The sequence below is a fragment of the Stenotrophomonas sp. INTA L402-1 genome, from assembly GCF_059295135.1.
On the sequence record NZ_JCAFWP010000018.1, the window covers coordinates 35,632 to 59,173 of the forward strand.

At 66.3% G+C, this 23,542-nt stretch carries 22 protein-coding genes and 2 tRNA genes; 12 read left to right on the forward strand and 12 right to left on the reverse strand.

Features of this window, described 5'->3' with window-relative positions; all coding sequences use genetic code 11:
• Positions 1-105: 105 nt before the first annotated feature.
• A complete protein-coding gene (locus tag AC5O77_RS12135) occupies positions 106-330 on the reverse strand; it encodes a hypothetical protein (RefSeq protein WP_149908921.1) in 225 nt (74 codons plus the stop codon).
• 436 nt (positions 331-766) lie between these two features.
• Here AC5O77_RS12135 and AC5O77_RS12140 point away from each other — a divergent pair, with 436 nt between their 5' ends.
• Positions 767-1,687: a hypothetical protein gene (locus tag AC5O77_RS12140; RefSeq protein ID WP_032129316.1), complete on the forward strand. Its 921-nt coding sequence runs from the start codon at positions 767-769 to the stop codon at positions 1,685-1,687.
• A gap of 9 nt (positions 1,688-1,696) precedes the next feature.
• On the forward strand, positions 1,697-2,188 hold the full coding sequence (locus tag AC5O77_RS12145) for a hypothetical protein (RefSeq protein WP_162292252.1): 492 nt from the start codon (positions 1,697-1,699) through the stop codon (positions 2,186-2,188).
• Positions 2,189-2,506: 318 nt separating this feature from the next.
• Here AC5O77_RS12145 and AC5O77_RS12150 read toward each other — a convergent pair.
• Together AC5O77_RS12150 and AC5O77_RS12155 are read right to left on the reverse strand one after the other, a co-directional pair.
• A tRNA-Arg gene (locus AC5O77_RS12150) sits at positions 2,507-2,583 on the reverse strand.
• A 39-nt stretch (positions 2,584-2,622) separates the two neighbouring features.
• Positions 2,623-2,699 (reverse strand) — tRNA-Pro (locus AC5O77_RS12155).
• Positions 2,700-2,880: 181 nt separating this feature from the next.
• On the opposite strand from AC5O77_RS12155, the gene AC5O77_RS12160 reads away from it, so the two are divergent.
• Positions 2,881-3,639 (forward strand): Bax inhibitor-1/YccA family protein, encoded by a 759-nt coding sequence (locus tag AC5O77_RS12160; RefSeq protein ID WP_478058839.1) that lies wholly within the window; start codon positions 2,881-2,883, stop codon positions 3,637-3,639.
• A 60-nt stretch (positions 3,640-3,699) separates the two neighbouring features.
• On the opposite strand, the gene AC5O77_RS12165 is transcribed toward AC5O77_RS12160, so the two are convergent.
• The 7 genes from AC5O77_RS12165 to grxC all read right to left on the reverse strand — a co-directional run bounded on the left by AC5O77_RS12165 (position 3,700) and on the right by grxC (position 8,914).
• Positions 3,700-4,449, reverse strand: coding sequence for a sulfite exporter TauE/SafE family protein (locus AC5O77_RS12165; protein ID WP_478058841.1), 750 nt, complete (start codon positions 4,447-4,449; stop codon positions 3,700-3,702).
• 25 nt (positions 4,450-4,474) lie between these two features.
• Positions 4,475-5,383: a LysR family transcriptional regulator gene (locus AC5O77_RS12170; RefSeq protein WP_132809327.1), complete on the reverse strand. Its 909-nt coding sequence runs from the start codon at positions 5,381-5,383 to the stop codon at positions 4,475-4,477.
• A gap of 53 nt (positions 5,384-5,436) precedes the next feature.
• Positions 5,437-6,180 (reverse strand): cysteine hydrolase family protein, encoded by a 744-nt coding sequence (locus AC5O77_RS12175; RefSeq protein ID WP_032129083.1) that lies wholly within the window; start codon positions 6,178-6,180, stop codon positions 5,437-5,439.
• 161 nt (positions 6,181-6,341) lie between these two features.
• Complete coding sequence (locus tag AC5O77_RS12180; RefSeq protein ID WP_494506879.1) at positions 6,342-6,752, reverse strand: hypothetical protein; 411 nt, start codon at positions 6,750-6,752, stop codon at positions 6,342-6,344.
• A gap of 131 nt (positions 6,753-6,883) precedes the next feature.
• Entirely contained in the window at positions 6,884-7,888 is a 1,005-nt protein-coding gene (locus AC5O77_RS12185; RefSeq protein ID WP_032129081.1) for an isocitrate dehydrogenase, read from the reverse strand.
• A 346-nt stretch (positions 7,889-8,234) separates the two neighbouring features.
• Positions 8,235-8,627 (reverse strand): carboxymuconolactone decarboxylase family protein, encoded by a 393-nt coding sequence (locus tag AC5O77_RS12190; RefSeq protein WP_004146041.1) that lies wholly within the window; start codon positions 8,625-8,627, stop codon positions 8,235-8,237.
• Complete coding sequence (gene grxC / locus AC5O77_RS12195; RefSeq protein ID WP_010483913.1) at positions 8,624-8,914, reverse strand: glutaredoxin 3; 291 nt, start codon at positions 8,912-8,914, stop codon at positions 8,624-8,626. The genes AC5O77_RS12190 and grxC overlap by 4 nt, the downstream gene beginning before the upstream one ends.
• 142 nt (positions 8,915-9,056) lie before the next feature.
• Here grxC and AC5O77_RS12200 point away from each other — a divergent pair, with 142 nt between their 5' ends.
• The 8 genes from AC5O77_RS12200 to lpxH all read left to right on the forward strand — a co-directional run bounded on the left by AC5O77_RS12200 (position 9,057) and on the right by lpxH (position 19,625).
• Positions 9,057-10,703, forward strand: a complete 1,647-nt coding sequence (locus AC5O77_RS12200; RefSeq protein ID WP_032129079.1) for a M48 family metalloprotease — start codon at positions 9,057-9,059, stop codon at positions 10,701-10,703.
• Between the two features lie 116 nt (positions 10,704-10,819).
• On the forward strand, positions 10,820-11,509 hold the full coding sequence (gene phoB / locus AC5O77_RS12205) for a phosphate regulon transcriptional regulator PhoB (protein WP_005408258.1): 690 nt from the start codon (positions 10,820-10,822) through the stop codon (positions 11,507-11,509).
• Between the two features lie 106 nt (positions 11,510-11,615).
• Positions 11,616-12,947, forward strand: coding sequence for a phosphate regulon sensor histidine kinase PhoR (gene phoR, locus AC5O77_RS12210; protein ID WP_494506880.1), 1,332 nt, complete (start codon positions 11,616-11,618; stop codon positions 12,945-12,947).
• Positions 12,948-12,951: 4 nt separating this feature from the next.
• Positions 12,952-15,039: a polyphosphate kinase 1 gene (ppk1, locus tag AC5O77_RS12215; RefSeq protein ID WP_032129077.1), complete on the forward strand. Its 2,088-nt coding sequence runs from the start codon at positions 12,952-12,954 to the stop codon at positions 15,037-15,039.
• A gap of 356 nt (positions 15,040-15,395) precedes the next feature.
• A complete protein-coding gene (ppx, locus tag AC5O77_RS12220; RefSeq protein WP_010483920.1) occupies positions 15,396-16,922 on the forward strand; it encodes an exopolyphosphatase in 1,527 nt (508 codons plus the stop codon).
• A gap of 223 nt (positions 16,923-17,145) precedes the next feature.
• Positions 17,146-18,291, forward strand: a complete 1,146-nt coding sequence (locus AC5O77_RS12225) for a glycosyltransferase family 4 protein (protein ID WP_032129074.1) — start codon at positions 17,146-17,148, stop codon at positions 18,289-18,291.
• On the forward strand, positions 18,272-18,811 hold the full coding sequence (locus AC5O77_RS12230; RefSeq protein ID WP_180838314.1) for a phosphatase PAP2 family protein: 540 nt from the start codon (positions 18,272-18,274) through the stop codon (positions 18,809-18,811). The genes AC5O77_RS12225 and AC5O77_RS12230 overlap by 20 nt, the downstream gene beginning before the upstream one ends.
• 67 nt (positions 18,812-18,878) lie before the next feature.
• On the forward strand, positions 18,879-19,625 hold the full coding sequence (gene lpxH / locus AC5O77_RS12235; protein WP_032129072.1) for a UDP-2,3-diacylglucosamine diphosphatase: 747 nt from the start codon (positions 18,879-18,881) through the stop codon (positions 19,623-19,625).
• Between the two features lie 87 nt (positions 19,626-19,712).
• Here lpxH and AC5O77_RS12240 read toward each other — a convergent pair whose 3' ends face one another.
• Positions 19,713-20,966, reverse strand: a complete 1,254-nt coding sequence (locus AC5O77_RS12240) for a zinc-dependent metalloprotease (protein ID WP_032129071.1) — start codon at positions 20,964-20,966, stop codon at positions 19,713-19,715.
• A 225-nt stretch (positions 20,967-21,191) separates the two neighbouring features.
• Between AC5O77_RS12240 and AC5O77_RS12245 the strand changes: the two genes are divergently transcribed.
• Positions 21,192-22,649, forward strand: coding sequence for a T6SS phospholipase effector Tle1-like catalytic domain-containing protein (locus AC5O77_RS12245; RefSeq protein WP_478058692.1), 1,458 nt, complete (start codon positions 21,192-21,194; stop codon positions 22,647-22,649).
• Between the two features lie 67 nt (positions 22,650-22,716).
• On the opposite strand, the gene AC5O77_RS12250 is transcribed toward AC5O77_RS12245, so the two are convergent.
• Positions 22,717-23,541, reverse strand: coding sequence for a ferritin-like domain-containing protein (locus AC5O77_RS12250; protein ID WP_478058690.1), 825 nt, complete (start codon positions 23,539-23,541; stop codon positions 22,717-22,719).
• Position 23,542: the final 1 nt, after the last annotated feature.

A 23,542-nucleotide genomic window follows, 5' to 3' on the forward strand; every position in this document is an offset into this window, starting at 1 on the left:
TGGAACCAGAAGTCCGTCCCCCGAAGCGAGTCCGGCATTTTCCGGGAGTCGCGAAGGAATTGCAAGCACTTCTTCACATTGATGTGCAGGGGCCGGAACAGGAGATCAATGCTGCTCCGCCGAGGTCACGCGCGCGATGTCCGCATGCCCATCCAGGAATGACAGCGTGGCCTCCCCTTTCGGCGTGACCTGCAGCTGCAGGCGTGGCTGGCCAGCTCCGTCGAGCAACTGAAGCATCACGTTGCGCGACTGCGTCCTGCCAAGAAGCACTCGACGGGTAATCGCTTGCACACCCTGCGCGTGCAAGCGCTCATCGTCGGCCCAGAACATCGGTCGCAACTGTCCATCGGCGACATCGTTTCGATCACATCGAACGACGTGTTGCGTTCGGCCGTCACCCCCATCAGCAGGCCAGCAAACGCCCGCAAGGCGACAGCACCGCGGCAGAAGGTAAGCCGCCGTTGGCGCCTGCGCCGCCGATGTACTTCGACCAGCACCTGCTTCACCTCACCCACGCCGTTCGAATCTGCATCCATCCCGAGCTAGAGAAGGCGCGTGCCGCACGCACCGGATGTCAGGCGCTGGCGAACAGCCCGCCCCGTCGTCGGGCACGCCCCGAGAGCATGAACGCTTAGTGAACAAATCGTGAATGAATCTCAAATAGGGATGGGGGAGATCCATTCATACAACGTTAGCTGCAGGACATGGAACGCAGGGCGCGCGTTTGCAACCATGCCGATTCCTGCAATGAAGGTGAGATCAATAGATGAGCAAGCGGCTAATCGGATTCGTCGCGCTGGCAGCCGTGCTGGCAGTGGCAGCCGTTGCAATGTCCGGCTACCGGCAGCAGGCAACTGCGGATGCCACGGCAGAGGAATCCGGGAAGAGTGGCAGCCTCGATGAACGGCCTGACCAGGGAAGGCAGCTTCCGGCGTCAGGTGCGGCGGCCGCGCAAAGGCTTGAGCGGGACAACAAAATCCCGCCGGGCTCGTACAAGGCCGTGGGCCCCAAGGCCTACGAAATCGTAAGAGGCAATGAGTTCCGGCCTCCCGGTGACGCGCTTGCCCACGTCAAGCAACTGATGCTGCGCTCCGAATCCGGAGATGCCACGGCAACCTACGAAATCTATCGAACCATCGAGCAATGCCAGACCTTCATCTCGGATCGCGCTGACAAGCTGGCGGATTCGGCCACCACGGTCGGGGCCGGCAACTGGTTCCTGGAGCGGTCGGAACGAATCCTCAAAGAGTGTGAGTCGCTGGCTCTGGATCAGGACATCTATCACGCCGATTGGCTTTCGAAGGCCGCCGCCATGGGCTCGCAGGAAGCGATGCGCGCCTACTCGCGATCGCCGGAGAAAGTCATCGGTTCGCTTGATGACGCAATCCGTGATCCCGCGGCGCTCGAGGCGTGGAAGGACACCGCCACCGGATATCTGCGCGAACTGGAATCACAAGGGAACGTCAATGTCATCAGCGACATGGCGATGGCCTACACCTATGGCGGCATCGTTCCTGCGGATCCCGTTGCGGCCCTGGCGTACACCCGCGTCCTCAACCGGCTGGACCCACGTTTTGCCACCACCAATGACATTGCCAACCATGAGAAAAACCTGAGCAGCCAAGAGAAAGAGAAAGCCCGCATTTCATCGAACGAAATCTTCAAGAACTGTTGCATCCCACGATAAGGACCTATTGTGAAAGCTAGACTGATTGGGATTATCCCTTCGCTTGGTAGAAACTCCATTCCCGCCATTGCAGGCGTGCTGCTGTTCATGGCGGCCGGGAGCCTTCAAGCGAAAAAGCTTCCTGGCGTCATCAACTGCACCGCCGGATGCACGCTGACAACCCCGTATCCCGATCCGGTGACCAACCAGCAGCTTTCCCAAGAGGTCCAGAAGCTCAATGACGGCCGGACCACGGTCTGGACTGCCCAGACGCGCGTCCAGACCGGCGATGTCCTGACCGTCTGTAACGGTATTTCCTGCGTCAACTACACGTGGCGAGGTGCAGGTTTCGACTCCGGCGAAGTGATTTCGACCGTCCTCCCGCCCAACTCCCGCGGCGGTGGTGGTGGCGGCGGCGGTGGCGGCGGTGGTGGCGGCGGCAGCGGCCCGATCAGCGGCGGCTGCCACGGCAACTGCGGCGGTGGCGGCAAGGTGCGAGTGGGCGAACTGGAACAGATGTGATCCATCCGGGGTGCACTCGACCAGAGTGCATCCATCGCGACATTGAAAAAGGCCAGCGCATAGCGCTGGCCTTTTTTCTTTGCCGGGTGCATTGCCCCATCCCAGGCGGCGCTGCTCAAGCACCTGCGGAGTGAGCCGATCGACGTCAGACGCCGGTCAACCGCAACCGGAATGACATCACGTCGTGCGACTGCACCCCATACAAAGGGCATCTTTCATCGGAAAAGAGGAAGGTGGAATGCTCGCCACCCAGGGTCGTGCAGCCATCGAATGGGAACCAATGTTCACGGATGTGAGCACTTAAACCATTGATTCCAATGGCGCGCCCGACAGGAATCGAACCTGTAACCGCCGGCTTAGAAGGCCGGTGCTCTATCCAGTTGAGCTACGGGCGCCCGAACCGGAACGGTGTCCAATCCGACGTGATGTGGGATTGGTCGGGGTAGAGGGATTCGAACCCCCGACATCCTGCTCCCAAAGCAGGCGCGCTACCAGACTGCGCTATACCCCGGTCTTGCAATCCCCCTCGGGCCATGCCCGGGGAGCTGGTTATTGTCGCCAAGCGCATTGGGAACTGTCAACGCAGGATGCGCAGATCCGGCGCCTGCCACAACGCCGAAAGCAGTCATCGGCTATGCTCACGCCCATCGGCCGGATGGCCGTCCTGACCTTCATTCGCACGGAGAACGCGTATGCGCAGCGGCAACCCGGCTCTTTCCGAGTCCACCTTCCTCGACCTCGCCAGTGGCTCGGTGGTGAGCAGCCCCGACCAGGCCATGACCCTCAACGGCACCGTCAACAAGACCGGTTTCCTGCTGCTGTTGACCGTATTAACGGCCGCTTTCGCCTGGAACCAGACCATCGGCGACTACGGCCAGGTCTTGCCCGGTGCCAGGCTGTATGCCATGGGCGGCGCCATCGGCGGCCTGGTGCTGGCGCTGATCACCGTGTTCAAGAAGGAGTGGTCGCCGGTCACCGCACCGATGTACGCGCTGGTGGAAGGCCTGTTCCTGGGCGCCATCTCGGCCGTGTTCAACGCCAAGTTCCCGGGCATCGTGTTCCAGGCGGTGCTACTGACCTTTGGCACCCTGTTCGCGCTGCTGTTCGCGTACCGCAGCGGCCTGATCAAGGCCACCGAGAACTTCAAGATGGGCGTGGTCGCCGCCACTGGCGGCATCGCCCTGCTCTACCTCGCCTCGTTCGTGCTGGGCTTCTTCAACATCGACGTGCCGGTGATCCACGACTCCGGCTGGCTGGGCATTGCTTTCAGCCTGTTCGTGGTGGTCGTGGCCGCGCTGAATCTGGTGCTGGATTTCGACTTCATCGAAACCGGTGTCGCCCAGCGTGCACCGAAGTACATGGAGTGGTATGGCGCATTCGGCCTGATGGTGACCCTGGTCTGGCTGTATGTTGAATTCCTGCGCCTGCTGTCGAAGATCCAGCAGCGCTGAGCCGAAACATGCCGTAGACGACAAAGGGCGCCCTTCGTGGCGCCCTTTGTCGTTCTTCCCTCAGCGCGCCAGCAGTACCGGCAGCGACGACGCCAGCAACGCGATGCCTGACGCGGTCAGCAGGCCCAGCACGACCTGCCGGAAGCGTGCCTCGCTGATGCCGATGTAGACCCGCGCGCCCAGCAGGGTCGGCACCAGCATGGCCGGTGCCACGATGGCGAAGTACGGCAACATCTGCCGGCTCACCAGGCCGCTGCCGACATAGGTGGCCATGGTCACCGCCAGCATCGCCAGGTTGAAGTTCTGGATGACCGCGCGCTGCTCGTCCTTGCCGAAGCCTCGCAGGGTGCTCCACAACGTCGGCACCGGCCCGGCAAAGCCGCCGATGCCACTGAGCACGCCACCGGCCATGCCAGCAATCGCATCACCGATACGGCCGCCGACGCGGACCGGAGGCAACGAGCGCGCCATCAGCATCACCGGGCACCACAGCGCCAGGAAGCCACCCAGCAGCGCCTTGAACCAGTCCATGTCCAGCCGTGGCAGCACCGTCACGCCCAGCGGAATGCCGGCCAGCCCACCCAGCACGAACGGCAGTAGCAGGCGCAGGTTGAAACCGCGGCGCACGGTGAACACTGCGACCAGCTGCCCGACCAGCGCACCAAACACCGAAAGCGTCGCCGCCAGCCGCGGCTCCAGTCCCCACGCCCAGAACGACATCGCCACCATGCCGAAGGCGAAGCCGGACAGGCCCTGCACGAATCCGGCGGCGATCGCGCCCAGCGCGACCAGCAGATACACCGACTCCATCACCACCTCGGTTGCTGCCGCGCGACTACCCCGCCGCGCCTACCTGTGCAGCGTAGTGCGCCGCAAGGTGCTCGACCAGCGCACGCACCTTCGGCGCCAGCGCCCGCGCGTGCGGATACAGCGCGAAGTAGCGCCGCTGTCCGGCGTGCCAGGCGGGCAGCACACGGATCAGGCGGCCGGCACGCAGGTCCTCCTGCACGGTCAGCGCAGTGAACAGGCTGATGCCCATGCCAGCCAACGCAGCGGCATACAACGCTGGCGTCGCATCCACCCGCAGGCGCTGCCCCGCCTCGATGCTCGCGGCGGCACCGCGTGGCCCCTGCAGCTGCCAGGGCGACATCGCCGCTGTGGGACTGAAACCCAGCAGCGTGTGCTGTGCGAGGTCCGAAGCCTGCCGGGGCAGACCGTGCCGCGCCAGATAGGCCGGTGCGGCGACCAGGATGCGTGGGCAGCTGGCCAGCTCGCGCGCGACCAGCTGGCTGTCCGGCAAGGAAGGCGCGATGCGCAGCGCCAGGTCGAAGCCGCCCCCGACCACATCAACCAGCTGGTCGTCGGCGGAAAGATCCAGCGTGACCTGTGGGTAGCGCTGCAGGAACGACGGCAACCAATGCGGCAGCTCCTGGCTGGCGACCACCTGCGGCACGCTGATCCGCACGGTGCCGCTGGGCTGTGCCTGCCCTGCGCGTGCGCGGTCATCCGCCTCCTGCAGGCGATCCAGCAGCGCTGCCGCCTCGCGGTAGTAGTCGCGACCGGCTTCCGTCAGTGACAGCCGGCGGCTGTTGCGATCGAGCAGTCGAACCTCTAGATGTTCTTCCAGCTGCCGCAGTTGCCGTGACATCGCCGAATGGGTGGTACCCAGTCGTTCGGCGGCGGCGGTGAAACTGCCTGCATCGACGATGGCGCGCAGCGCACGCAGGGCGGCGAAATGGTCCATCGGCGGGCAGCTCCAGGTGGCGGGGCCCGCGGCGTGCGGGCCCCGTCAGCTTATCAAGCGCCGTCGCCGGCCTTGCGCACCGGCAGTGCCAGGATCGCGTCAGTCGCCATGACATCGCCAAAGGTGTCCTCAATCTGCGCCAGCGAGGCGTCATGCAGCGCGCGATGACCGATGCGCTGGCCTCCGGCAAGATCCAGATCACGGCTGGCAGTTGCATCGGACGACACGATGACGCGGTAGCCACGCGGTGCCGCTGCGGCATCGCGGGCGGCACCTGCCACGCAGGCATGGGTCTGCAGGCCGGTGACGATCAGGGTGTCGATGCCGGCATCCTTCAGCACCTGGTCGAGCACTGCGGCCGAGTCACCGGCGAACACGCTGACGTTGTCCTTCTGCACCACGGTCTCGCCCTTGCGCGGCTGCAGGTCGCGATGGAAGGCGGCATTGACGCTGCCCTGCGCGAACAGCGGCGCACCAGCCGGCAACACGTGCTGCACATGGATCACGCGGATGCCGTGGGCATCGGCGAACTCGACCACCCGCTTCGCCTGCCGCAGTGCGGCCACGCCATCGGGGATGACCATGCGGCCACCGGCGAAGCCCGGCACAGCGCTGCCGTCGAAGTATTCGTTCTGGAAGTCGATCACCAGCACGGCGGTCTTCGCCGCATCCAGCGAAGCCACAACGGGTGCGCCAGCCATGTGGCGGATGGTGGGATGGGCCGGTTCGGCAGCGGTGACGGGGGTAACGGTGGCCATGCCGATCAGGCTGGCCAGACCAAAGGCGGTGAGGTTCATGTTCAAGCTCCTGTGCGGTGGAAAGTGGGCACATGATGCGGAGCGGATGGCGCACGAACCAGCCGTGTAGAAGCACATGATCTGTGCAAATTTCGCACAGAATGTCCTTGTAGCGTCGAGCCATGCTCGACTACGCAGGAGCAGTCGAGCATGGCTCGACGCTACTGGGCCAGCTTGACCCCATTGAGTCGCACGATCATCGCGTGGTCACGACCCAGCACCACTTCGGCGGTATTGCTGCCCGCGCGCACGGCACGTGCAAGGCCCGCCGGATACTTCACTGGGACGCCGGCCAGGGTCTGCACATGCTGGGCCGGAGAGATCCTGCTCCTGATCACGAACGCGGCACAGCTGCCTTCGAGCAGATACACAGGCGATCCTGCCGGAAATTCGATCAACCGCAGGATGCGCGCCTCGCCCTCCTGCATGCTGCGGAGGGGCGCCCCCTGCGTCCGCAGGCGGCGCAGCGCGCGCTGGGCGCGGGACCACGGCCAGTAGGAGATGGCGTAGATGGCCACGCCGACAGCATAGACGGCAACGGCCGCCACGACCCACACGGCCGCCTCAGGCATCTGAAAAAATCCTGTCGGTGAAAAACCGCAGTTGAAAACGCAGACGGGCCGTACAAGGACGGCCCGTCTTCAACGCATGCAGGCCCGGACTGGGCATCGCCGAGACGATCTCCAGCCGGAACGCCGGCCGCTTACAGGCGGCTGGCGATGGCCTGGGCAAAGCTCATGGTGGTGCCGGTGCCGCCCAGGTCGCCGGTCAGCGAATCCTTGGCTTCCATGGTCGCCACGATGGCCTTGCGCAGGCGCTCGGCATTTTCCGGCTGGCCGACATGGTCCAGCATCTGCGCCGCTGCCAGCAGCAGCGCGCACGGATTGGCCTTGCCCTGGCCAGCGATGTCCGGCGCAGTGCCGTGCACGGCTTCGAAGATCGCCGCGTCCTTGCCGATGTTGGCACCCGGGGCCAGGCCCAGGCCGCCGACGAGGCCGGCGCACAGGTCGGAGATGATGTCGCCGAACAGGTTGGTGGTGACGATCACGTCGAACTGTTCCGGACGCATCACCAGCTGCATGCAGCAGTTGTCGACGATCATTTCCTGGAATTCGATGTCCGGGTACTGCGCAGCCACTTCACGGGCGACATTCAGGAACAGGCCCGAGGTCGACTTGATGATGTTGGCCTTGTGTACGGCGGTGACCTTCTTGCGGCCGGTGCTCTTGGCCAGCTCGAAGGCGTAGCGCACGATGCGCTCGGAGCCCTTGCGGGTGATGCGGGTGCCGGAGAAGGCGGTCTCGCCGTCGGCCGACACTTCCTGGCCTTCGGCCAGGTAGGCGCCTTCGGTGTTCTCACGCACGGTGATCAGGTCGACGTTGTCGAAACGCGACTTGGTGTTCGGGAAGGTGTGGGCCGGTCGCACATTGGCGTACAGGTCGAAGTGACGGCGCAGGCTGACGTTGATCGAGGTGAAGCCACCACCGACCGGGGTGGTCAGCGGGCTCTTCAGCGCGACCTTGTTGCGCGCGATCGATTCCAGGGTCACCGCCGGCATCAGGTCGCCGTGCTTTTCCAGGGCCACCAGGCCGGCGTCGGCGTCTTCGTACTCCAGGCCAGTCTTGAGCTGGTCGAGCACGAACAGGGTGGCGTCCATGATTTCCGGGCCAATGCCGTCGCCGCGGATGACCGTAATTTTCTGCGTCATTGATCGATGTTCCGAACAGGGGGAAAAACGCCGTCCGGACGTGCCCGGAAACGCCGGCGCAAAGGAAGTTTCACCGGCAATTATGCCTTACCCGGCTCGGAGACCCCAAATAGGCAATTAGTCCGAGCCGGGTAAGGCAGAATTGCCCGCGCATTCTTCCTCTACCCCCGCCTGTCGGCGCGCCCCTTCAACAAGAAGGGGCTCCTGGGCTGTTGGATTGCGGGGAAGCGCTCGGTAGTGCCGGCCGCTGGCCGGCAACCTCGGCCATGTGGGGTTCACGGAATGCCGGCCAGCGGCCGGCACTACCGGGAGGGCCACAGGGCCCGGTTCCCGGCGCCCGTCAGGTTCAGTGCGCGTGCGCTTCCGGGGCGGCGGCGCCGCCTTCGAGCTGGTCGAGGAAGTCGACCGCGCGGCGCAGGTGCGGGATCACGATCGAGCCGCCCACCACCAGGCCGACCGAGAAGGTCTCGAAGAACTCTTCTCGGGTCACCCCGGCGTCCTTGCACTGGGCCACGTGGTAGCTGATGCAGTCGTCGCAGCGCAGCACCATCGAGGCCACCAGGCCCAGCAGTTCCTTGGTCTTCACGTCCAGCGCGCCGGCCTGGTAGGTCTGCGTGTCCAGCGCGAAGAAGCGGCGCACCACCTGGTTCGGCTCGCCCAGGATCCGCTCGTTCATGCGCTTGCGGAAGTCGGTGAACTCGGCGATGCGGTCCTTGCTGCCGTCGTCGGCCGCGCTCATGCCTGGCCCTGCCCGGCCAGCAGCGGCTCGAGCTTGCCTTCACGGTGCAGGGCCATCATGTCGTCGTAGCCGCCCACGTGGACGTCGCCGACGAAGATCTGCGGCACGCTGGTACGGCGGGTCTTGGCCATCATCTTCTCGCGCTCGACCGGGTCCAGGTCGATGCGGACCTCGGTCCACTGCTGGCCCTTGCTCTTCAGGAAGTTCTTGGCGGCCACGCAGTACGGGCAGACGGCGGTGGAATAGATGGTGATGGCGGGGGCACCGCCGGCGGTCTGGGCTGTCACGGGAAACTCCACGATGGATCGACGGTCTACATATGGTACCGGTGCGCTGGAATTTCCACGCCACGGCCGCAACACTGTGGATTAACGAATGGTTGCCCCCCACCCTGCCACGCTTGGCGCGCCCTGCCCGAGGACCCACTGCTTGCGAGCCCTGCTGCTGACTACCGCCGTCACCCTGGCCCTGGCCATGCCGCTCGCCCAGGCCCAGGAGAAGCTGCCCGACATCGGCTCCTCGGCCGGCGAGCTGCTGACCCCGGCCCGCCAGGCCGAGTACGGCGCGATGATGCTGCGCGAGCTGCGCAACTACGGCTACCTGCTGGATGACCCGCTGGTCAACGACTGGCTGCAGACCATGGGTACCCGGCTCGGCTCCAACAGCGACCAGCCTCGCCAGCCGTACACCTTCTTCGTGATGAAGGACCGCCAGATCAACGCCTTCGCCACGCTGGGCGGCTACATCGGGGTCAATGCCGGCCTGGTGCTGACCGCCGAGCGCGAGGACGAGGTGGCTGCGGTGCTGTCGCACGAAATCGCCCACGTCACCCAGCAGCACGTGCTGCGCGGGGTCGAGCGTGCCCAGCGCGACCAGATCCCGATCCTGCTCGGCATGCTGGCGGCGGTGGTGGCCGCACAGGCCAGCAACAGCACGTCGTCCGGCAACGCGACCATGGCCGCGATCAGCTCGGGCATGGGCCTGATGCAGCAGCGCCAGATCAACTACACCCGCTCCAACGAATCCGAGGCCGATCGCCTCGGCATCCGCACCCTGTCGCGCAGCGGTTACGACGTGGACGCCATGGCCGGCTTCTTCGAGCGGATGGCATCGGCGATGCGCGGCAACGAGGGTGGCTACAGCGTGCCCGAGTTCCTGCGCACCCATCCGGTCAACATCACCCGCATCAGCGAGGCGAAGGCCCGCGCCGACCAGATGAAGAAGGACACGGTGCTGCTGACCACCAGCACCCCCAGCGGCGAGCGCAGGGAGCGCGTGGACCCGGCCGATCCCAGCCTGGCCGAACCCCTGTTGCGCGGAACCAACCCGCTGCTGCCCAGCAGCGTGCTGCGCATCCCGATGGGCCAGCTCAGCCGCGGCGCCAGTGGCGACTTCGACTGGGCGCGCGAGCGCCTGCGCGTGCTCAGCGCGGATTCCACCCCCGAGCTGGAACGCGAGTATGCCGATCTGGCCAAGCGTCAGAAGGACGGCCTCAACGATGCCCAGCGCTATGGCCAGGCGCTGGCGGTGATGCGCAGCGGTCGCGCCGGCGCCACCCAGGCCCGGCAGACCCTGGCAGGCCTGCTGCAGACCCGCCCGGACAACCTGTGGCTGGCTCTGGGGCTGGGCGAGGCCGAATCGCGTGCAGGCCAGACCGCCCAGGCCAACAGCCGCTTCGAGCAGCTGCTGCGTCAGCACCCCAACAGCCGTCCGGTGGCGCTGACCTATGCCGAGATCCTGAACGAACAGGGCAGCCGCGAGGCGGGCCAGCGCGCGCAGGCCATGCTGCGGCCCCTGCTGTCGCAAAGCGGTAACGATCCGGTCTTCCAGCAGCGGTACGCCCGCGCCAGCGAGTTGGCCGGCGACAGCGTGCGTGCCAGCGAGGCCTACGCCGAGGCGGCCTTCCTCAGCGGCCGGCCGGAACAGTCGCTGATGCAGCTGCAGGCGCTCAAGCGCAACCCGGCGCTGGACTACGTAGGCCGGGCGCGGGTGGATGCGCGCATCGAGGCGATCACCCCCACCGTGCTGGAGCTGCGCCGGCAGGGCGTGCAGGACCCGGACCTGGACCGCCGCTGAGCGCTGCATGACCGGCCGATGGCAATCCCGAACGGTTCCGGCCAGGTAGTCACAAACATGTCATCAAACCGTAGTCTACTGGCACCACTCCAGTAACCGAGCCCTACGGTGTCCTCGTGCAGAAACGCATCCTGATCGTCGATGACGAGCCCGCGATCCGTGAAATGGTCGCCTTCGCCCTGCGCAAGGGCGATTACGAACCGGTCCACGCCGGCGACGCCCGTGAGGCCCAGACCGCCATCGCCGACCGCGTCCCCGACCTGATCCTGCTGGACTGGATGCTGCCCGGCACCAGCGGCCTGGACCTGGCCCGGCGCTGGCGCAAGGAAACCCTGACCCGCGAAGTGCCGATCATCATGCTGACCGCCCGCGGCGAAGAGAACGACCGCGTGGGTGGCCTTGAAGCCGGCGTCGACGACTATGTGGTCAAGCCGTTCTCGGCGCGCGAACTGCTGGCCCGCATCCGTGCGGTGATGCGCCGCGCCCGCGAGGACGACGAGGACGGCAGCGTGGCGGTCGGCCCGATCCGCATCGACGGCGCCGCCCATCGCGTGTTCGCCAACGACCAGCCGGTGCCGATCGGCCCGACCGAATACCGCCTGCTGCACTTCTTCATGACCCACCCGGAGCGCGTCTATACCCGCGCCCAGCTGCTGGACCATGTGTGGGGCGGCAGCGTGTACGTGGAGGAGCGCACCATTGACGTGCACATCCGCCGCCTGCGCAAGACGCTGGAACCGTTCAATGCCGAAAACATGGTGCAGACCGTGCGCGGCGCCGGCTACCGCTTCTCCACTGCTACCTGAGTCTCGTCGTGCCGGCGCCACGCACCTGCGGGTGCCGGCGCCGGCAACTCTGCTATAACCCTCGGTTCACCCCAGTGAACCGCCGCACCTCAACGACGAGATCGCAATGCCCCGCCACATCCGCTCTGCCTGGTTGAAGACCCTGGCCACCGTTGCCGCGGTACTGCTGTTCGCCGGACTGGTGGGGTGGTTCACGGGCCATCTGTGGTTGTGCATCGCGTTGGGCGCGCTGGCCACGCTGGCCTGGCATTACTGGCGCCTGCGCAGCGTGCTGCGCCGGCTGACCGCGCGCCAGCGCTGGGACACCGCAGAGGAAGGCACCGGCGTCTGGAACGAGCTGGACCGCCTGCTGTACCGCAACCAGGTGGAAATGCGCGTGCGCAAGCGCCGCCTGCTGGACATGCTGCGCAGCTATCGCGCTGCGGCCGCCGCACTTCCCGATGCGGTGGTGGTGCTGGACCGCAACAGCCAGCGCGTGCAGTGGTTCAACGAAGCGGCCACCGCCCTGCTCGGCCTGCATCACCCCGACGACCTCGGCGAAGCCCTGGTCGAACGCCTGCAGCCGATGCCGCTGGCGCACTGGCTGGCCGGCGGCCGCAATGCCGAGCCAATCCTCGACGTGCCTTCGCCGGTCGATCCGGCGATCCGCCTGAACCTGCGCCTGATTCCCTATTCGTCGGATTACTGGCTGCTGATCGCCCGCGACGTCAGCAAGCTGCTGCGCCTGGAACAGGTGCGCCGCGATTTCGTGGCCAACGTTTCACACGAACTGCGCACGCCGCTCACCGTGGTGCACGGCTATCTGGACATGATGGACCCGGAGGATTTCCCGGGAACCGGACCGATGCTGGAAGAAATGCGCAAGCAGAGCCAGCGCATGGCCCAGCTGGTGGAAGACCTGCTGACCCTGTCGCGCCTCGAATCGCAGGAACACAGCGAGGAAGAGACCGTGGCCATGCAGCCGATGCTGGCGACCCTGCGCCGCGAAGCCGAAGCGCACAGCCAGGGCCGCCACCAGATCAGCATCGACGACCTGGCCGGCGTTGACCTGCAGGGCTCGACCAAGGAACTGCACAGCGCCTTCTCCAATCTGGTCACCAATGCGGTGCGCTATACGCCGGCCGGTGGCCGCATCGCCGTGGAGTTCCGCCGCGAAGGCGACGGTGCCGTGCTGGCGGTGCGCGATTCCGGCTATGGCATCCCGGCCTCCCACCTGCCGCGCCTGACCGAACGTTTCTACCGTGTCTCCAGCAGCCGCTCCCGCGAAAGCGGCGGTACCGGCCTGGGCCTGTCCATCGTCAAGCACATCCTCGGCCTGCACCACGCACGGCTGGAGATTGAAAGCGAGGTCGGCAAGGGCTCGGTGTTCTCCTGCCATTTCGATGCCGACCACGTGCGCCCGCGCGAGTCCGCCCCCCTGACCCCCATCGAAGAATGACGCCATGAGCAGCCTCGGATCCCTCCCCCTCCCCGTGAGCCCGGACAACGATCCGTTGCGCGACCCGGCGCTGTACATCAACCGCGAGCTGTCGCAGCTGGATTTCAACTTCCGCGTGCTGGCGCAGGCGATGGACCCGCAGGTGCCGCTGCTGGAGCGCCTGCGCTTCATGTGCATCTCCTGCACCAACCTCGACGAGTTCTTCGAGATCCGCGCCGCCGCCGTACGCCACGCGCAGGAATTCGGCCTGCCGCCGGCGCCGGACGGGATGAGCCCGCAGGCCATCCTCAACGCCATCCATGACCGCGCCGCGGAACTGGTGGACCAGCAGTACCGCTGCTGGAACGAGACGCTGCGCCCGGCGCTGATGGACGCCGGCATCGGCGTGCTCGGCCGCCATTCCTGGACCGATCGCCAGAAGCGCTGGCTGCGTGCGTACTTCCGCAACGAGATCATGCCGGTGCTGTCACCGCTGGGCCTGGACCCGGTGCACCCGTTCCCGAAGATCCTCAACAAGTCGCTGAACATCGTGGTGGTGCTGAAGGGCACCGACGCGTTCGGCCGCGCCGGCCACCTGGCCATCGTGCGTGCGCCGCGCTCGCTGCCGCGCATCATCCAGCTGCCGGAGAAGCTCGGCGGTCCGCAGAACTTCGTGTTCCTGTCGTCGGTGCTGTCGACCTTCGTCGATGAGCTGTTCCCGGGCATGGAAGTCCAGGGGGCCTACCAGTTCCGCGTCACCCGCAATTCCGAGCTGGTGGTGGACGAGGAGGAAGTGGAGAACCTGGCGCTGGCGCTGCGCGATGAACTGGTCGACCGCGGCTACCGGCCGGCGGTGCGCCTGGAGATCGCGCAGGACATGCCACGCGACATCGTGCGCACCCTGCTGCAGAACTTCGGCCTGACCGAGAACGCGGTGTACCGCATCGACGGCCCGGTCAACCTCAACCGCATCATCCAGCTGTACGACCTGATCGCACAGCCGGACCTGAAGTACCCGCCGATGACCCCGCGCACGCTGCGCGACAGCGACGGCATCTTCGAGACAGTGGCGCGCCACGACCTGCTGCTGCATCACCCGTTCGATGCCTTCACCGCCGTGCTGGACCTGATCCGGCAGGCGGCGGTCGATCCCAACGTGCTGGCGATCAAGCAGACCCTGTACCGCACCGGCAAGGATTCGCTGATTGTCGATGCACTGATCCAAGCCGCACGCAACGGCAAGGACGTGACCGTGGTGGTCGAACTGCGCGCCCGCTTCGACGAGGAAGCCAACCTCGGCCTGGCTGATCGCCTGCAGGAGGCCGGCGTGCAGGTGGTGTATGGCGTGGTCGGCTACAAGACCCACGCCAAGATGCTGCTGATCGTGCGCCGCGAGGGCCGCAAGCTGCGCCGCTATGTGCACCTTGGTACCGGCAACTACCACAGCGGTACCGCCCGTGCGTACACCGACATCAGCCTGATCACCGCCGATGCGGACATCGGCAACGATGTGCACCTGCTGTTCCAGCAGCTGTCCGGGCTGGCCTCGAAGATGAAGCTCAAGCGCCTGCTGCAGTCGCCCTTCACCCTGCACACCGGCATCCTCGGCCGCATCGAGCGCGAGACGCGCATCGCCGCCGCCGGCCGCCCGGCGCGGATCATCGCCAAGATGAACGCCCTGAACGAACCGCAGGTGGTGCGCGCGCTGTACGCCGCCTCGCAGGCCGGCGTGCAGATCGACCTGATCATCCGCGGCGCCTGCACCCTGCGCCCGGGTGTGCCGGGCATCTCGGACAACATCCGCGTGCGCTCGATCGTCGGCCGCTTCCTGGAGCACAGCCGCGTCTACTGGTTCGGCAACGACGGCGCACCGGAGATGTACTGCGCCAGCGCCGACTGGCTGGAACGCAACCTGCTGCGCCGGGTCGAGACCTGCTTTCCGATCCTCGACCCGGAGCTGGCCAAGCGGGTCTACCGCGAGGTCCTGCAGAACTACCTGGACGACAACCTCAACGCCTGGGAACTGGATGCCGACGGCATCTACCACAAGCGTGCGCCCGCCCACGACGAGGCACCGCATTCTGCGCAGATGGCACTGATGCAGGGTCTGTAACCCGGTGTGTCGACCAAGGTCGACACCTACCAGGAGCGGTAGGCACCGATTTGGGGCTGGATAGGATCAGTGCCGACCAACGGTCGGCACCCACCATCAGATCGCAGAAATCTGTCGAAGGCGGGGTGGGTCCGGTTGAGGGGGCGTGAGCCGCATGGATGCGGCGACCGAGCTTACATGGACGTACTTGCAGCGTCCCCCTCGACCGGACCTACCCCGCCATCCCACGGATAGCCAGCTCTTGACGTTGACGTTGCCTCTGCAGGTGCAGGGCGCAGCCCAGCCGCACTCCCCTCTTCCAAAATGTGAAGGTCGCGCGGTGACGAGCGCACCGCCCCTTCGGCTAACATTCGTCCATGCCGCACACCACCACGACTCCGCCCGCATTGCAGGATGGCGACCTGCTGGCCGCCATCGACCTTGGCTCCAATAGTTTCCACATGGTCATCGCGCGCTACACGCTCGGCCAGCTGCGGGTAATCGACCGCCTGCGCGAGACGGTGCGCATGGCCGACGGCCTGGATGGCAAAGGGGGACTCTCCTCCGCTGCCCGGCAGCGCGCGCTGGAATGCCTGGCCCGCTTCGGCCAGCGCATCCGCAATGTACCGCCGCACCGGGTGCGCGCACTGGCCACCAACACCGTGCGCCAGCTGCGTTCACCGCAGTCGTTCCTGGTTCCCGCCGAAACCGCGCTCGGGCACGCCATCGAAGTGGTCAGCGGCCGCGAAGAAGCGCGCCTGATCTACCTGGGCGTGGCCCATGCACAACCGCCCAAGCCCGGCCAGCGCCGGCTGGTCATCGACATCGGCGGCGGCTCCACCGAATTCATCATCGGCATGGGCATGCAGACCCTGGAGCGCGAAAGCCTGCAGGCCGGCTGCATTGCCAGCACCCGGCGTTTCTTCCCCGGCGGCAAGCTGAGCAAGAAGCGCTGGAAGGACGCGCTGGCCGAGATCGGTCGCGAGTTCCAGCCCTTCGCCAGCAAGTACCGCGCGCTGGGCTGGCAGGAAGCGCTGGGTTCTTCGGGCACGCACAAGGCGATCAGCGAGATCTGCGCGACGATGAAGCTGAGCAAGGGCGCGATTACCGCCGAGGCCCTGCCGCAACTGCGCGACGAACTGCTGAAGGCCAAGAAGATCGACGACATCCAGTTGCCGGGACTGTCCAGCGACCGCCGCCCGATCATTGCCGGCGGCATCCTGGTGCTGGAGGCCGCCTTCCAGGCGCTGGGCCTGCAGAAGCTGCTGGTCAGCAAGGCCGCGATGCGCGAAGGCATCCTCTACGACATCGTCGGCCGCGCTGGCGAGAACGATCTGCGCGATGAATCGGTGTCCGCGCTCAGCCAGCGCTACGGCATCGATACCGTGCAGGCCGACCGTGTGCAGGACACCGCGCTGTCACTGCTGGAACAGGTGCAGGAACGCTGGCGGCTCGATGCCGACGACGCGCGCATGCTCGGCTGGGCCGCGCGCCTGCACGAGCTGGGCCTGATGATCGCGCACAGCGGCTACCACGTGCATGGCAGCTACGTGCTGGAACACTCGGATATCGCCGGTTTCTCGCGGCAGGAACAGCAGATGCTGGCCGCGCTGGTGCGCAGCCATCGCCGCAGCGTGACCAAGACCGCCTTCGACGCCCTGCCCGAGCGCCTGCTGCTGACCGCTCGCCGGCTGGCCGCCCTGCTGCGCCTGGCGGTGCTGCTCAATCGTGCCCATGAGGACGATCCACTGCCGGCGTTGGAACTGACCGCCGACGACAACCGCCTGTCGTTGATCGTGCCGCAGGCCTTCATTGATGCCCGGCCACTGCTGCGCGCCGATCTGATCGGCGAGACCGACGGCATCGCCGGGCTGGGCATCCAGTTCCGGCCCTTCGTAGCCTGAGGCTGCACTCGTTGTTCTCCTACTACGGTGGCTTCGACATCGGCCGTTTCATCTACATGAAATACCAGCAGCGCTTCTGATCCACGCACCGTACGCGTCACCCACCACGGCCCTTCCGGGCCGTGGTGGCACGCGGGCCCAACCCGCGTCATCTGGCGGTCGCAAAGCGGTCATATCGGCTACATCGCCAGGCCCGAGCATGCCGGAAACCCGGAGGCCCGCCATGCGCTATGCCATCGTCACCGAGACCTACCCGCCGGAAGTGAACGGCGTTGCCCTCACCGTGCAGGGCCTGGAGCAGGGACTGCGCAATTCCGGCCATGACATCGACCTGATCCGGCCACGCCAGACCAGCGAAGCACTGGACTCGGCACCGGGCACGCTGCTGGTGCCGGGCGCCGCACTGCCGCGCTACCCCGGCCTGCGCTTCGGCCTGCCTGCACCGATCAGGCTCAACCGCCACTGGCAGCAGCAGCGTCCCGATGCGGTCTACATCGCCACCGAAGGGCCGCTGGGCTGGTCGGCGCTGCGCACCGCGCGCCGCCTTGGCATTCCGGTCGCCAGTGGTTTCCATACCCGCTTCGACGAGTACCTGCCCGACTACGGCGTGGCCTGGCTGCAGGCTGCCGCGATGCGCTGGATGCGCCGGTTCCACAACCAGGCCGATGCAACCCTGGTGCCCACCCGCGAGCTGCAGCAGTTCCTCGGTGAACAGGGCTTCGAACGCGTGCGCCTGCTGGCACGCGCGGTCGACAGCCAGCAGTTCGATCCGGGCCGGCGCGACCCGGCGCTGCGCGAGGAATGGGGCGTGGACGGCAACGGCCTGGTCGCGATCCATGTCGGCCGCATCGCTGCGGAAAAAAACCTTGGCCTGGCGGTGAAAGCCTTCCGCCGCCTGCAGCAGATCCGACCCAAAGCCCGCTTCGTCTGGGTGGGTGATGGTCCGGCCCGCGAAAAACTGGCACATGAAAACCCCGATTTCATTTTCTGCGGCATCCAGCGCGGCGAAGCCCTGGCACGGCATTTCGCCAGCGGTGACCTGTTCCTGTTCCCCAGCCGCAGCGAGACCTTTGGCAACGTGACCCTGGAAAGCATGGCCAGCGGCCTGGCCACCGTCGCTTTCGACTACGGTGCGGCCCGCGAATACCTGCGTGATGGCGAGAACGGTGCGGCCGTGGAAAACGATGAGCAGTTCATCGAGGCAGCGGTGCAGCTGGCCGCCGATGATGCACGGCGCCGCGAATTCGGCAGCAGCGCCGCGCGTGCGATGAAGCGCCTGCATCCACAGCAGGTGGTTGCCGAATTCGATGCCCTGCTGGCCGAGCTGGCCCAGTCGCGGAGGAGCGGCCATGCGCACCACGCCGCTTGAGCTGCTGGCCGGCCGCGAGGCGCGGCTCTGCCGCAGGGCCAACCACTACTGCCGGCGTCGCCGCGTGCGTCGCCTGTTCTCGGTCATCAGCCGGCTCGGCGATGGCGTGTTCTGGTACGTGCTGATGGGCGCGCTGGTGGCGGTGGACGGCTTCGACGGACTGCGTGCATCGGTGCACATGGCCGCCACCGGCCTGGCCGCCCTGCTGCTCTACAAGGGCCTCAAGCGCTGGACACGGCGCCCCCGCCCGTATGCGGCCGATCTGCGCATCCGTGCCTGGGTGGCGCCGCTGGACGAGTTCAGCTTCCCCTCCGGGCACACCCTGCACGCAGTGTCGTTCACCATCGTCGCGCTGGCCTACTACCCGTGGCTGGCGCCGCTGCTGGTGCCGTTCACCTTCGGCGTCGCGCTGTCGCGGGTGGTGCTGGGCCTGCACTACCCGTCCGATGTACTGGCCGCCACCGGCATTGCCATCCTGCTGGCATCGGCCAGCCTGGCCTGGTTGCCGCTGCCGGTGTAGCCCCCGGGGTCAGATCCCTTCGGCAGCGCCGGGCCATGCCCGGCGGTGGATGCCCTAGAATGCCTGCATGACCACGTTGTTCATTTCCGACCTGCACCTGGACCCCAGCCGTCCGGAGATCACCGACCTGTTCCTGCGCTTCCTGCGCGAGCAGGCGCCCGGCGCCGATGCGCTGTACATCCTCGGCGACCTGTTCGAAGCCTGGATCGGCGACGACACGCCCTCGCCTGCTGCCGATGCGGTGGCCGACGCGCTGAAGGTACTTTCCGACAGCGGCGTACCGGTGTACTTCATCCGCGGCAACCGCGACTTCCTGCTCGGCGAAGACTATGCGCGCCGTGCCGGCCTGCGCATCCTGCCCGACCCGTGCGTGATCGAGCTGTACGGCCGCCCGGTGCTGCTGCAGCACGGCGACCTGCTGTGCACGGACGACATCCCCTACCAGCAGTTCCGCGCACAGACGCGCGACCCGGTCTTCCAGGCGCAGTTCCTGTCGCAGCCGCTGGCCGCACGCATCGCCTTCGCGCAGAAGGCCCGCGACGCCAGCCAGGCCCGCCAGTCGGAAATGAAGCAGGATGATCGTGCGCAGTTCGAGTCGGTAACCGACGTGTCACCCGCCGAAGTCGATGCCACCTTCGTGCGCCATGGCGTGGACACCATGATCCACGGCCACACCCATCGCCCGGCGGTGCACACGCTGCAGGCCGGTGGCCGCGCCTGCAACCGCATCGTGCTGGGTGACTGGTACGAACAGGGATCGGTGCTGCGCGTGGATGCCGGCGGCTGGTCGCTGGATACGCTCGCGCGCGAATGATGGATCGCGGGGTGCCAACCAAGGTTGGCATCTACCAGGGCAGGTGAACGCACCCGGGTAGACGCCGACCCCGGTCGGCGGTTGGCCTCAGCGGAAGGCCGCGATGGTGGCCTTGGTATTGACCAGCACGCGCTGGTTGTCGGCGGTGCTGGCATTGCCCATCGGGATGCCGTTGTAGTTGATGTTCGGGTTGGACCAGTAGTTCAGGCGCGGGCAGCCGGCCGAGCAGTCATAAGCCATGATCGTGCGCCAGCGCGAACCGGAGGACGGCTCGTAGCGATAGCCGTGCCCATAGGCATAGGGCGACGTGCTGGGATCACTGGCGATATCGTGCCGCGCACTCTGCAGGTGGCCGATCTCATGCGCGAAGGAGTAGTAGCCGGTCGCGCAGTCCCAGTACACCGCCGCGAACGCCGTCGATGCCGTCGAACCGATGCCCGAGGCCAACCCGCAGTAGCTCGTGTTGTTGATCAGCAGCACGCCGACATCGGCCGCAGTGTTGTTGCGGCTGGTGTGGATGCTGTCCATGTAGCCGTCGCTGGTGTTGCGGAAGCGGGTCAGGTCCGTGGTGAAGTTGCCGGATTCGGTGTAACTGGTGGTTTCATAGCCGGCCAGCTGCAGGGTGATGCCCACGTTGCTGTTGACGTAGCCCTGGTTGGATTCGGCCACCGCCAGCTGCACCAGCGACTGCATGTTGCCGCCATAGGCCGTTACCGCTGCATTGGTTGCCACCACCAGCACGCGGATGGTGGCCGGGGTACCGGACGAGGCCTGCGCGATGCCGATGCGGTCATTGTTGCCCATCGGGATTTTCGGCAGCTGGTTGTAGTCGGCCGGATGGTCGGCCGGCATCCGCGATTCATCCACTTCCACCAGTACATGGCGGTTGCCCAGCGGGCGCAGGCGATACAGCTTTCCGTCCTTGCGGATCGAACCGGTGAGGGTGTTGCCCGAACGCACCAGGATCACTGAATTACCAGGATCATCCTGGCCATTCGAAGTGGCGGCAGTCAGCCGATCAGACGGCGAGCGCAACTGGCCGTACCAGATGCTGCCGCCATCGGGCAGGGCTTCCACCTTGCTGCGCACCGCCTGCACGCGCTGGCCAAGCAGTTCGAACTCCAGCTGCGGCTGCGCAGTGGCAGCAGCGTCGACACGCACTTCCTGTACCGTCGCGGTGGACGGGGTGGCCAGCAGCTTGCCCAGCGCGGGCTCACTGTTTGCCGATGCGCGGCTGATGACTGTCACCGGCTCGAACAACGGTGCCGCATGCGCGGCCGCTGCCACCGACAAACCCAACACCAGGCCACCTGCCGCTTTGCCAATCGATCTGGACAACATTGCGTCGCTCCTTGAATGATGTGAACAGCGTTGATGCAGCACGCCCGGGTCTACCGGGTCTGGCCATCTGGCCTGCGCGGGTCGTGTGAATTCAATAGAAGATGGGAATGAAAATCAGGAACTGTGATCGACCGCATCTGCGTTAAGTAAGGTCAAAAGCGTCACTACACTTCGCCAATACACCGCTTTCGCGCTACCGTGACGCAGCCACGACGGGGAATGCACATGGCACCATCGCAGGACACGGACGAAGATGTCGGCTTGCTGCGGATCGGCCTGTTCTTCGATGGCACCCGCAACAACGCACACAACCTGGCACGCGGTCGCCCACAGGTTCCGCAGCCACGCCCGGCGCAGCTGCGCGCGGATGATGATTCGACCTACCAGAGCCGGCTGACCAGCAGCTACGACAACGGCCTGACCAACATCGCGCGCCTGCAGCAGCTGTATCTGGACAGCCGCCGCGATGCGATGGCCGCGCCTTCGCTGTCGATCTATGTCGAGGGCGTGGGGACCCGCGATGATGCCGATGACGATCTGATCGGACTGGCCTTCGGCATCGGTGCCAGTGGCGTTCGCGCGAAAGTGCAGCGCGCGCTGCAGGTGCTGCTGCCGGCGGCACTGGCCGAGCTGTCCGCGCGCTGGCAGCGACCGCTGCGTGGCGTGCAGCTGGATCTGTTCGGCTATTCGCGCGGTGCTGCCGCGGCACGTGATATCGCAAACCAGCTGCAGGCCTGGGACAGCGCGCGCTGGCGCCAGCTGCTGCAGGGCGCCGGCCTGCCCTGCACTGCGGACTTCGCCGCCGTCACGCCGGTGTTGCGCTTCATCGGACTGTTCGACACCGTGGTTGCAGTCAATGGTGGCCGCGCCGATGAACACCCGCAGCTCGCCCTGCGCAGTGGCATCGCGGCACACGTCGTGCAACTGGCCGCGCGTGACGAGCATCGCCAACACTATCCATTGACCAGCGTCGCGCCAACGTTCACCGAGATCGCCCTGCCCGGCGTGCACGCCAACATCGGCGGTGGCTACAACCAGCTGGAAGAAGGGCCCAAGCTGCTCAGCCGTCCACGCCGGCAGCAGCTGCGTCGCCCACCGGTTTCCGACTACCAGGTCCCTCCACTGGCGTTGCTGCAGGCCACCACGGCCTACGCCGAAACGCAGGCCGACGCCGAACGCTGGCGGCAGCAGCTGGGCGTGGGTGAAAAGGAGATCTGGGTGGACGTCTGGCACCAGTGGCAGCAGCAGCGTCGCGCCGGCAGCCGCAGCGTGCTGTTGTCGCCGGTGCTGTATGTGACCGCCGCGGTGGTGCTGCGTCGGCGCATCGACTGGCGTTACCAGCTGATCGCACTGCAGGTGATGCAGCAGCAGGCCATCGATGCTGGCGTGCAATGGACCGCCAATGCCGCTGGAGTTCCCGGCTGGGAACTGCCGTCCGCCCTGCAGCCGATCGCACGCCGACTGGTGGCCGGACAGCCACTGACGCAGACACAGGAGGCGCTGCTGCGACGGCGCTACCTGATGCAGTCGGCGCACTGGAACTTCGATGCACTGGGCGACACCGCACTGACCTATGCCGCCGATGCCGGGGTGAGCGAACTGCCCTACCGGCCAGGGCCCGGCCTGTTCTACATCAACCGGCCAACGGTGGATGGCAAGCGCGTGGTGTTGCCGAACGCATGAAAAAAGGGACGGAGGGGATTAAGTCGTTTGTGCCAAAAACGACTTAATCCCCTCCGTCCCCTTTTCTTCAACCGGCCTGTTCAATCAGGTTGGCCAACTCATCCGCATCGAACCCGGCCAGCAGGCGCGCTTCGATGTTGAATGGCCCATGCAGGTAGCCGCCGGCGTACTCCACCAGCAGTTCCTTGAAGCGCGCACGCGGCTCGACAGCGGCGCGGTCGCAGTACCAGCGGTACCAGCGCGAACCGGCAGCGACGTGCGCCACTTCCTCGCGCAGGATCACTTCCAGCACATCGGCGGTTTCGCCATCGCCGACATTGCGCAGCTTCCCGATCATGCCGGGCGTTACGTCCAGGCCGCGCGCTTCCAGCACGCGCGGCACCAGCGCCATGCGTGCCAGGCCGTCATGGGCGGTCTTTTCGCACATTTCCCACAGGCCGTTGTGCGCTGGGAAATCGGCATAGTCGTGGCCATGCACCTGCAGGCGTTCGCGCAGCAGCATGAAGTGCCGCGATTCGTCGTCGGCACAGCTGACCCAGTCTGCATGGAACGCCGGCGGCAGGCCACGGAAGCGGTATACCGCATCCCAGGCCAGGTCGATCGCGTTGAGTTCGATATGGGCGATGGCGTGGATGAAGGCGGCACGCCCTTCCACACCGCCCAGTCCACGCCGCGGCACTTCACGCGGATGCACCAGCACCAGCTGCGGCGGCCGGCCGGGCATCCGGATCGGCTCCGGCGGCGGTGCATCGGCCGCCACCTTCAGGCGGCCAGCACGGAACGCGGCGGCATGGGCCTGGGTCAGCGCCACCTTGCGCAGCGGGTCGGCTTCGGCCAGGCACTGCTGCGCAGCGCGCAGCAGGTCGCCACCAACGTCGGGTACATCGACCACG

Bases quoted from the DNA above. Each gene is read 5' to 3' on its own strand.
- AC5O77_RS12135 (WP_149908921.1), bottom strand. From the start codon at position 330: ATGTTCTGGGCCGACGATGAGCGCTTGCACGCGCAGGGTGTGCAAGCG.
- AC5O77_RS12140 (WP_032129316.1), top strand. From the start codon at position 767: ATGAGCAAGCGGCTAATCGGATTCGTCGCGCTGGCAGCCGTGCTGGCA.
- AC5O77_RS12160 (WP_478058839.1), top strand. From the start codon at position 2,881: ATGCGCAGCGGCAACCCGGCTCTTTCCGAGTCCACCTTCCTCGACCTC.
- AC5O77_RS12165 (WP_478058841.1), bottom strand. From the start codon at position 4,449: ATGGAGTCGGTGTATCTGCTGGTCGCGCTGGGCGCGATCGCCGCCGGA.
- AC5O77_RS12170 (WP_132809327.1), bottom strand. From the start codon at position 5,383: ATGGACCATTTCGCCGCCCTGCGTGCGCTGCGCGCCATCGTCGATGCA.
- AC5O77_RS12175 (WP_032129083.1), bottom strand. From the start codon at position 6,180: ATGAACCTCACCGCCTTTGGTCTGGCCAGCCTGATCGGCATGGCCACC.
- AC5O77_RS12180 (WP_494506879.1), bottom strand. From the start codon at position 6,752: ATGCCTGAGGCGGCCGTGTGGGTCGTGGCGGCCGTTGCCGTCTATGCT.
- AC5O77_RS12185 (WP_032129081.1), bottom strand. From the start codon at position 7,888: ATGACGCAGAAAATTACGGTCATCCGCGGCGACGGCATTGGCCCGGAA.
- AC5O77_RS12190 (WP_004146041.1), bottom strand. From the start codon at position 8,627: ATGAGCGCGGCCGACGACGGCAGCAAGGACCGCATCGCCGAGTTCACC.
- phoR (WP_494506880.1), top strand. From the start codon at position 11,616: ATGCCCCGCCACATCCGCTCTGCCTGGTTGAAGACCCTGGCCACCGTT.
- ppk1 (WP_032129077.1), top strand. From the start codon at position 12,952: ATGAGCAGCCTCGGATCCCTCCCCCTCCCCGTGAGCCCGGACAACGAT.
- ppx (WP_010483920.1), top strand. From the start codon at position 15,396: ATGCCGCACACCACCACGACTCCGCCCGCATTGCAGGATGGCGACCTG.
- AC5O77_RS12225 (WP_032129074.1), top strand. From the start codon at position 17,146: ATGCGCTATGCCATCGTCACCGAGACCTACCCGCCGGAAGTGAACGGC.
- AC5O77_RS12230 (WP_180838314.1), top strand. From the start codon at position 18,272: ATGCGCACCACGCCGCTTGAGCTGCTGGCCGGCCGCGAGGCGCGGCTC.
- lpxH (WP_032129072.1), top strand. From the start codon at position 18,879: ATGACCACGTTGTTCATTTCCGACCTGCACCTGGACCCCAGCCGTCCG.
- AC5O77_RS12240 (WP_032129071.1), bottom strand. From the start codon at position 20,966: ATGTTGTCCAGATCGATTGGCAAAGCGGCAGGTGGCCTGGTGTTGGGT.
- AC5O77_RS12245 (WP_478058692.1), top strand. From the start codon at position 21,192: ATGGCACCATCGCAGGACACGGACGAAGATGTCGGCTTGCTGCGGATC.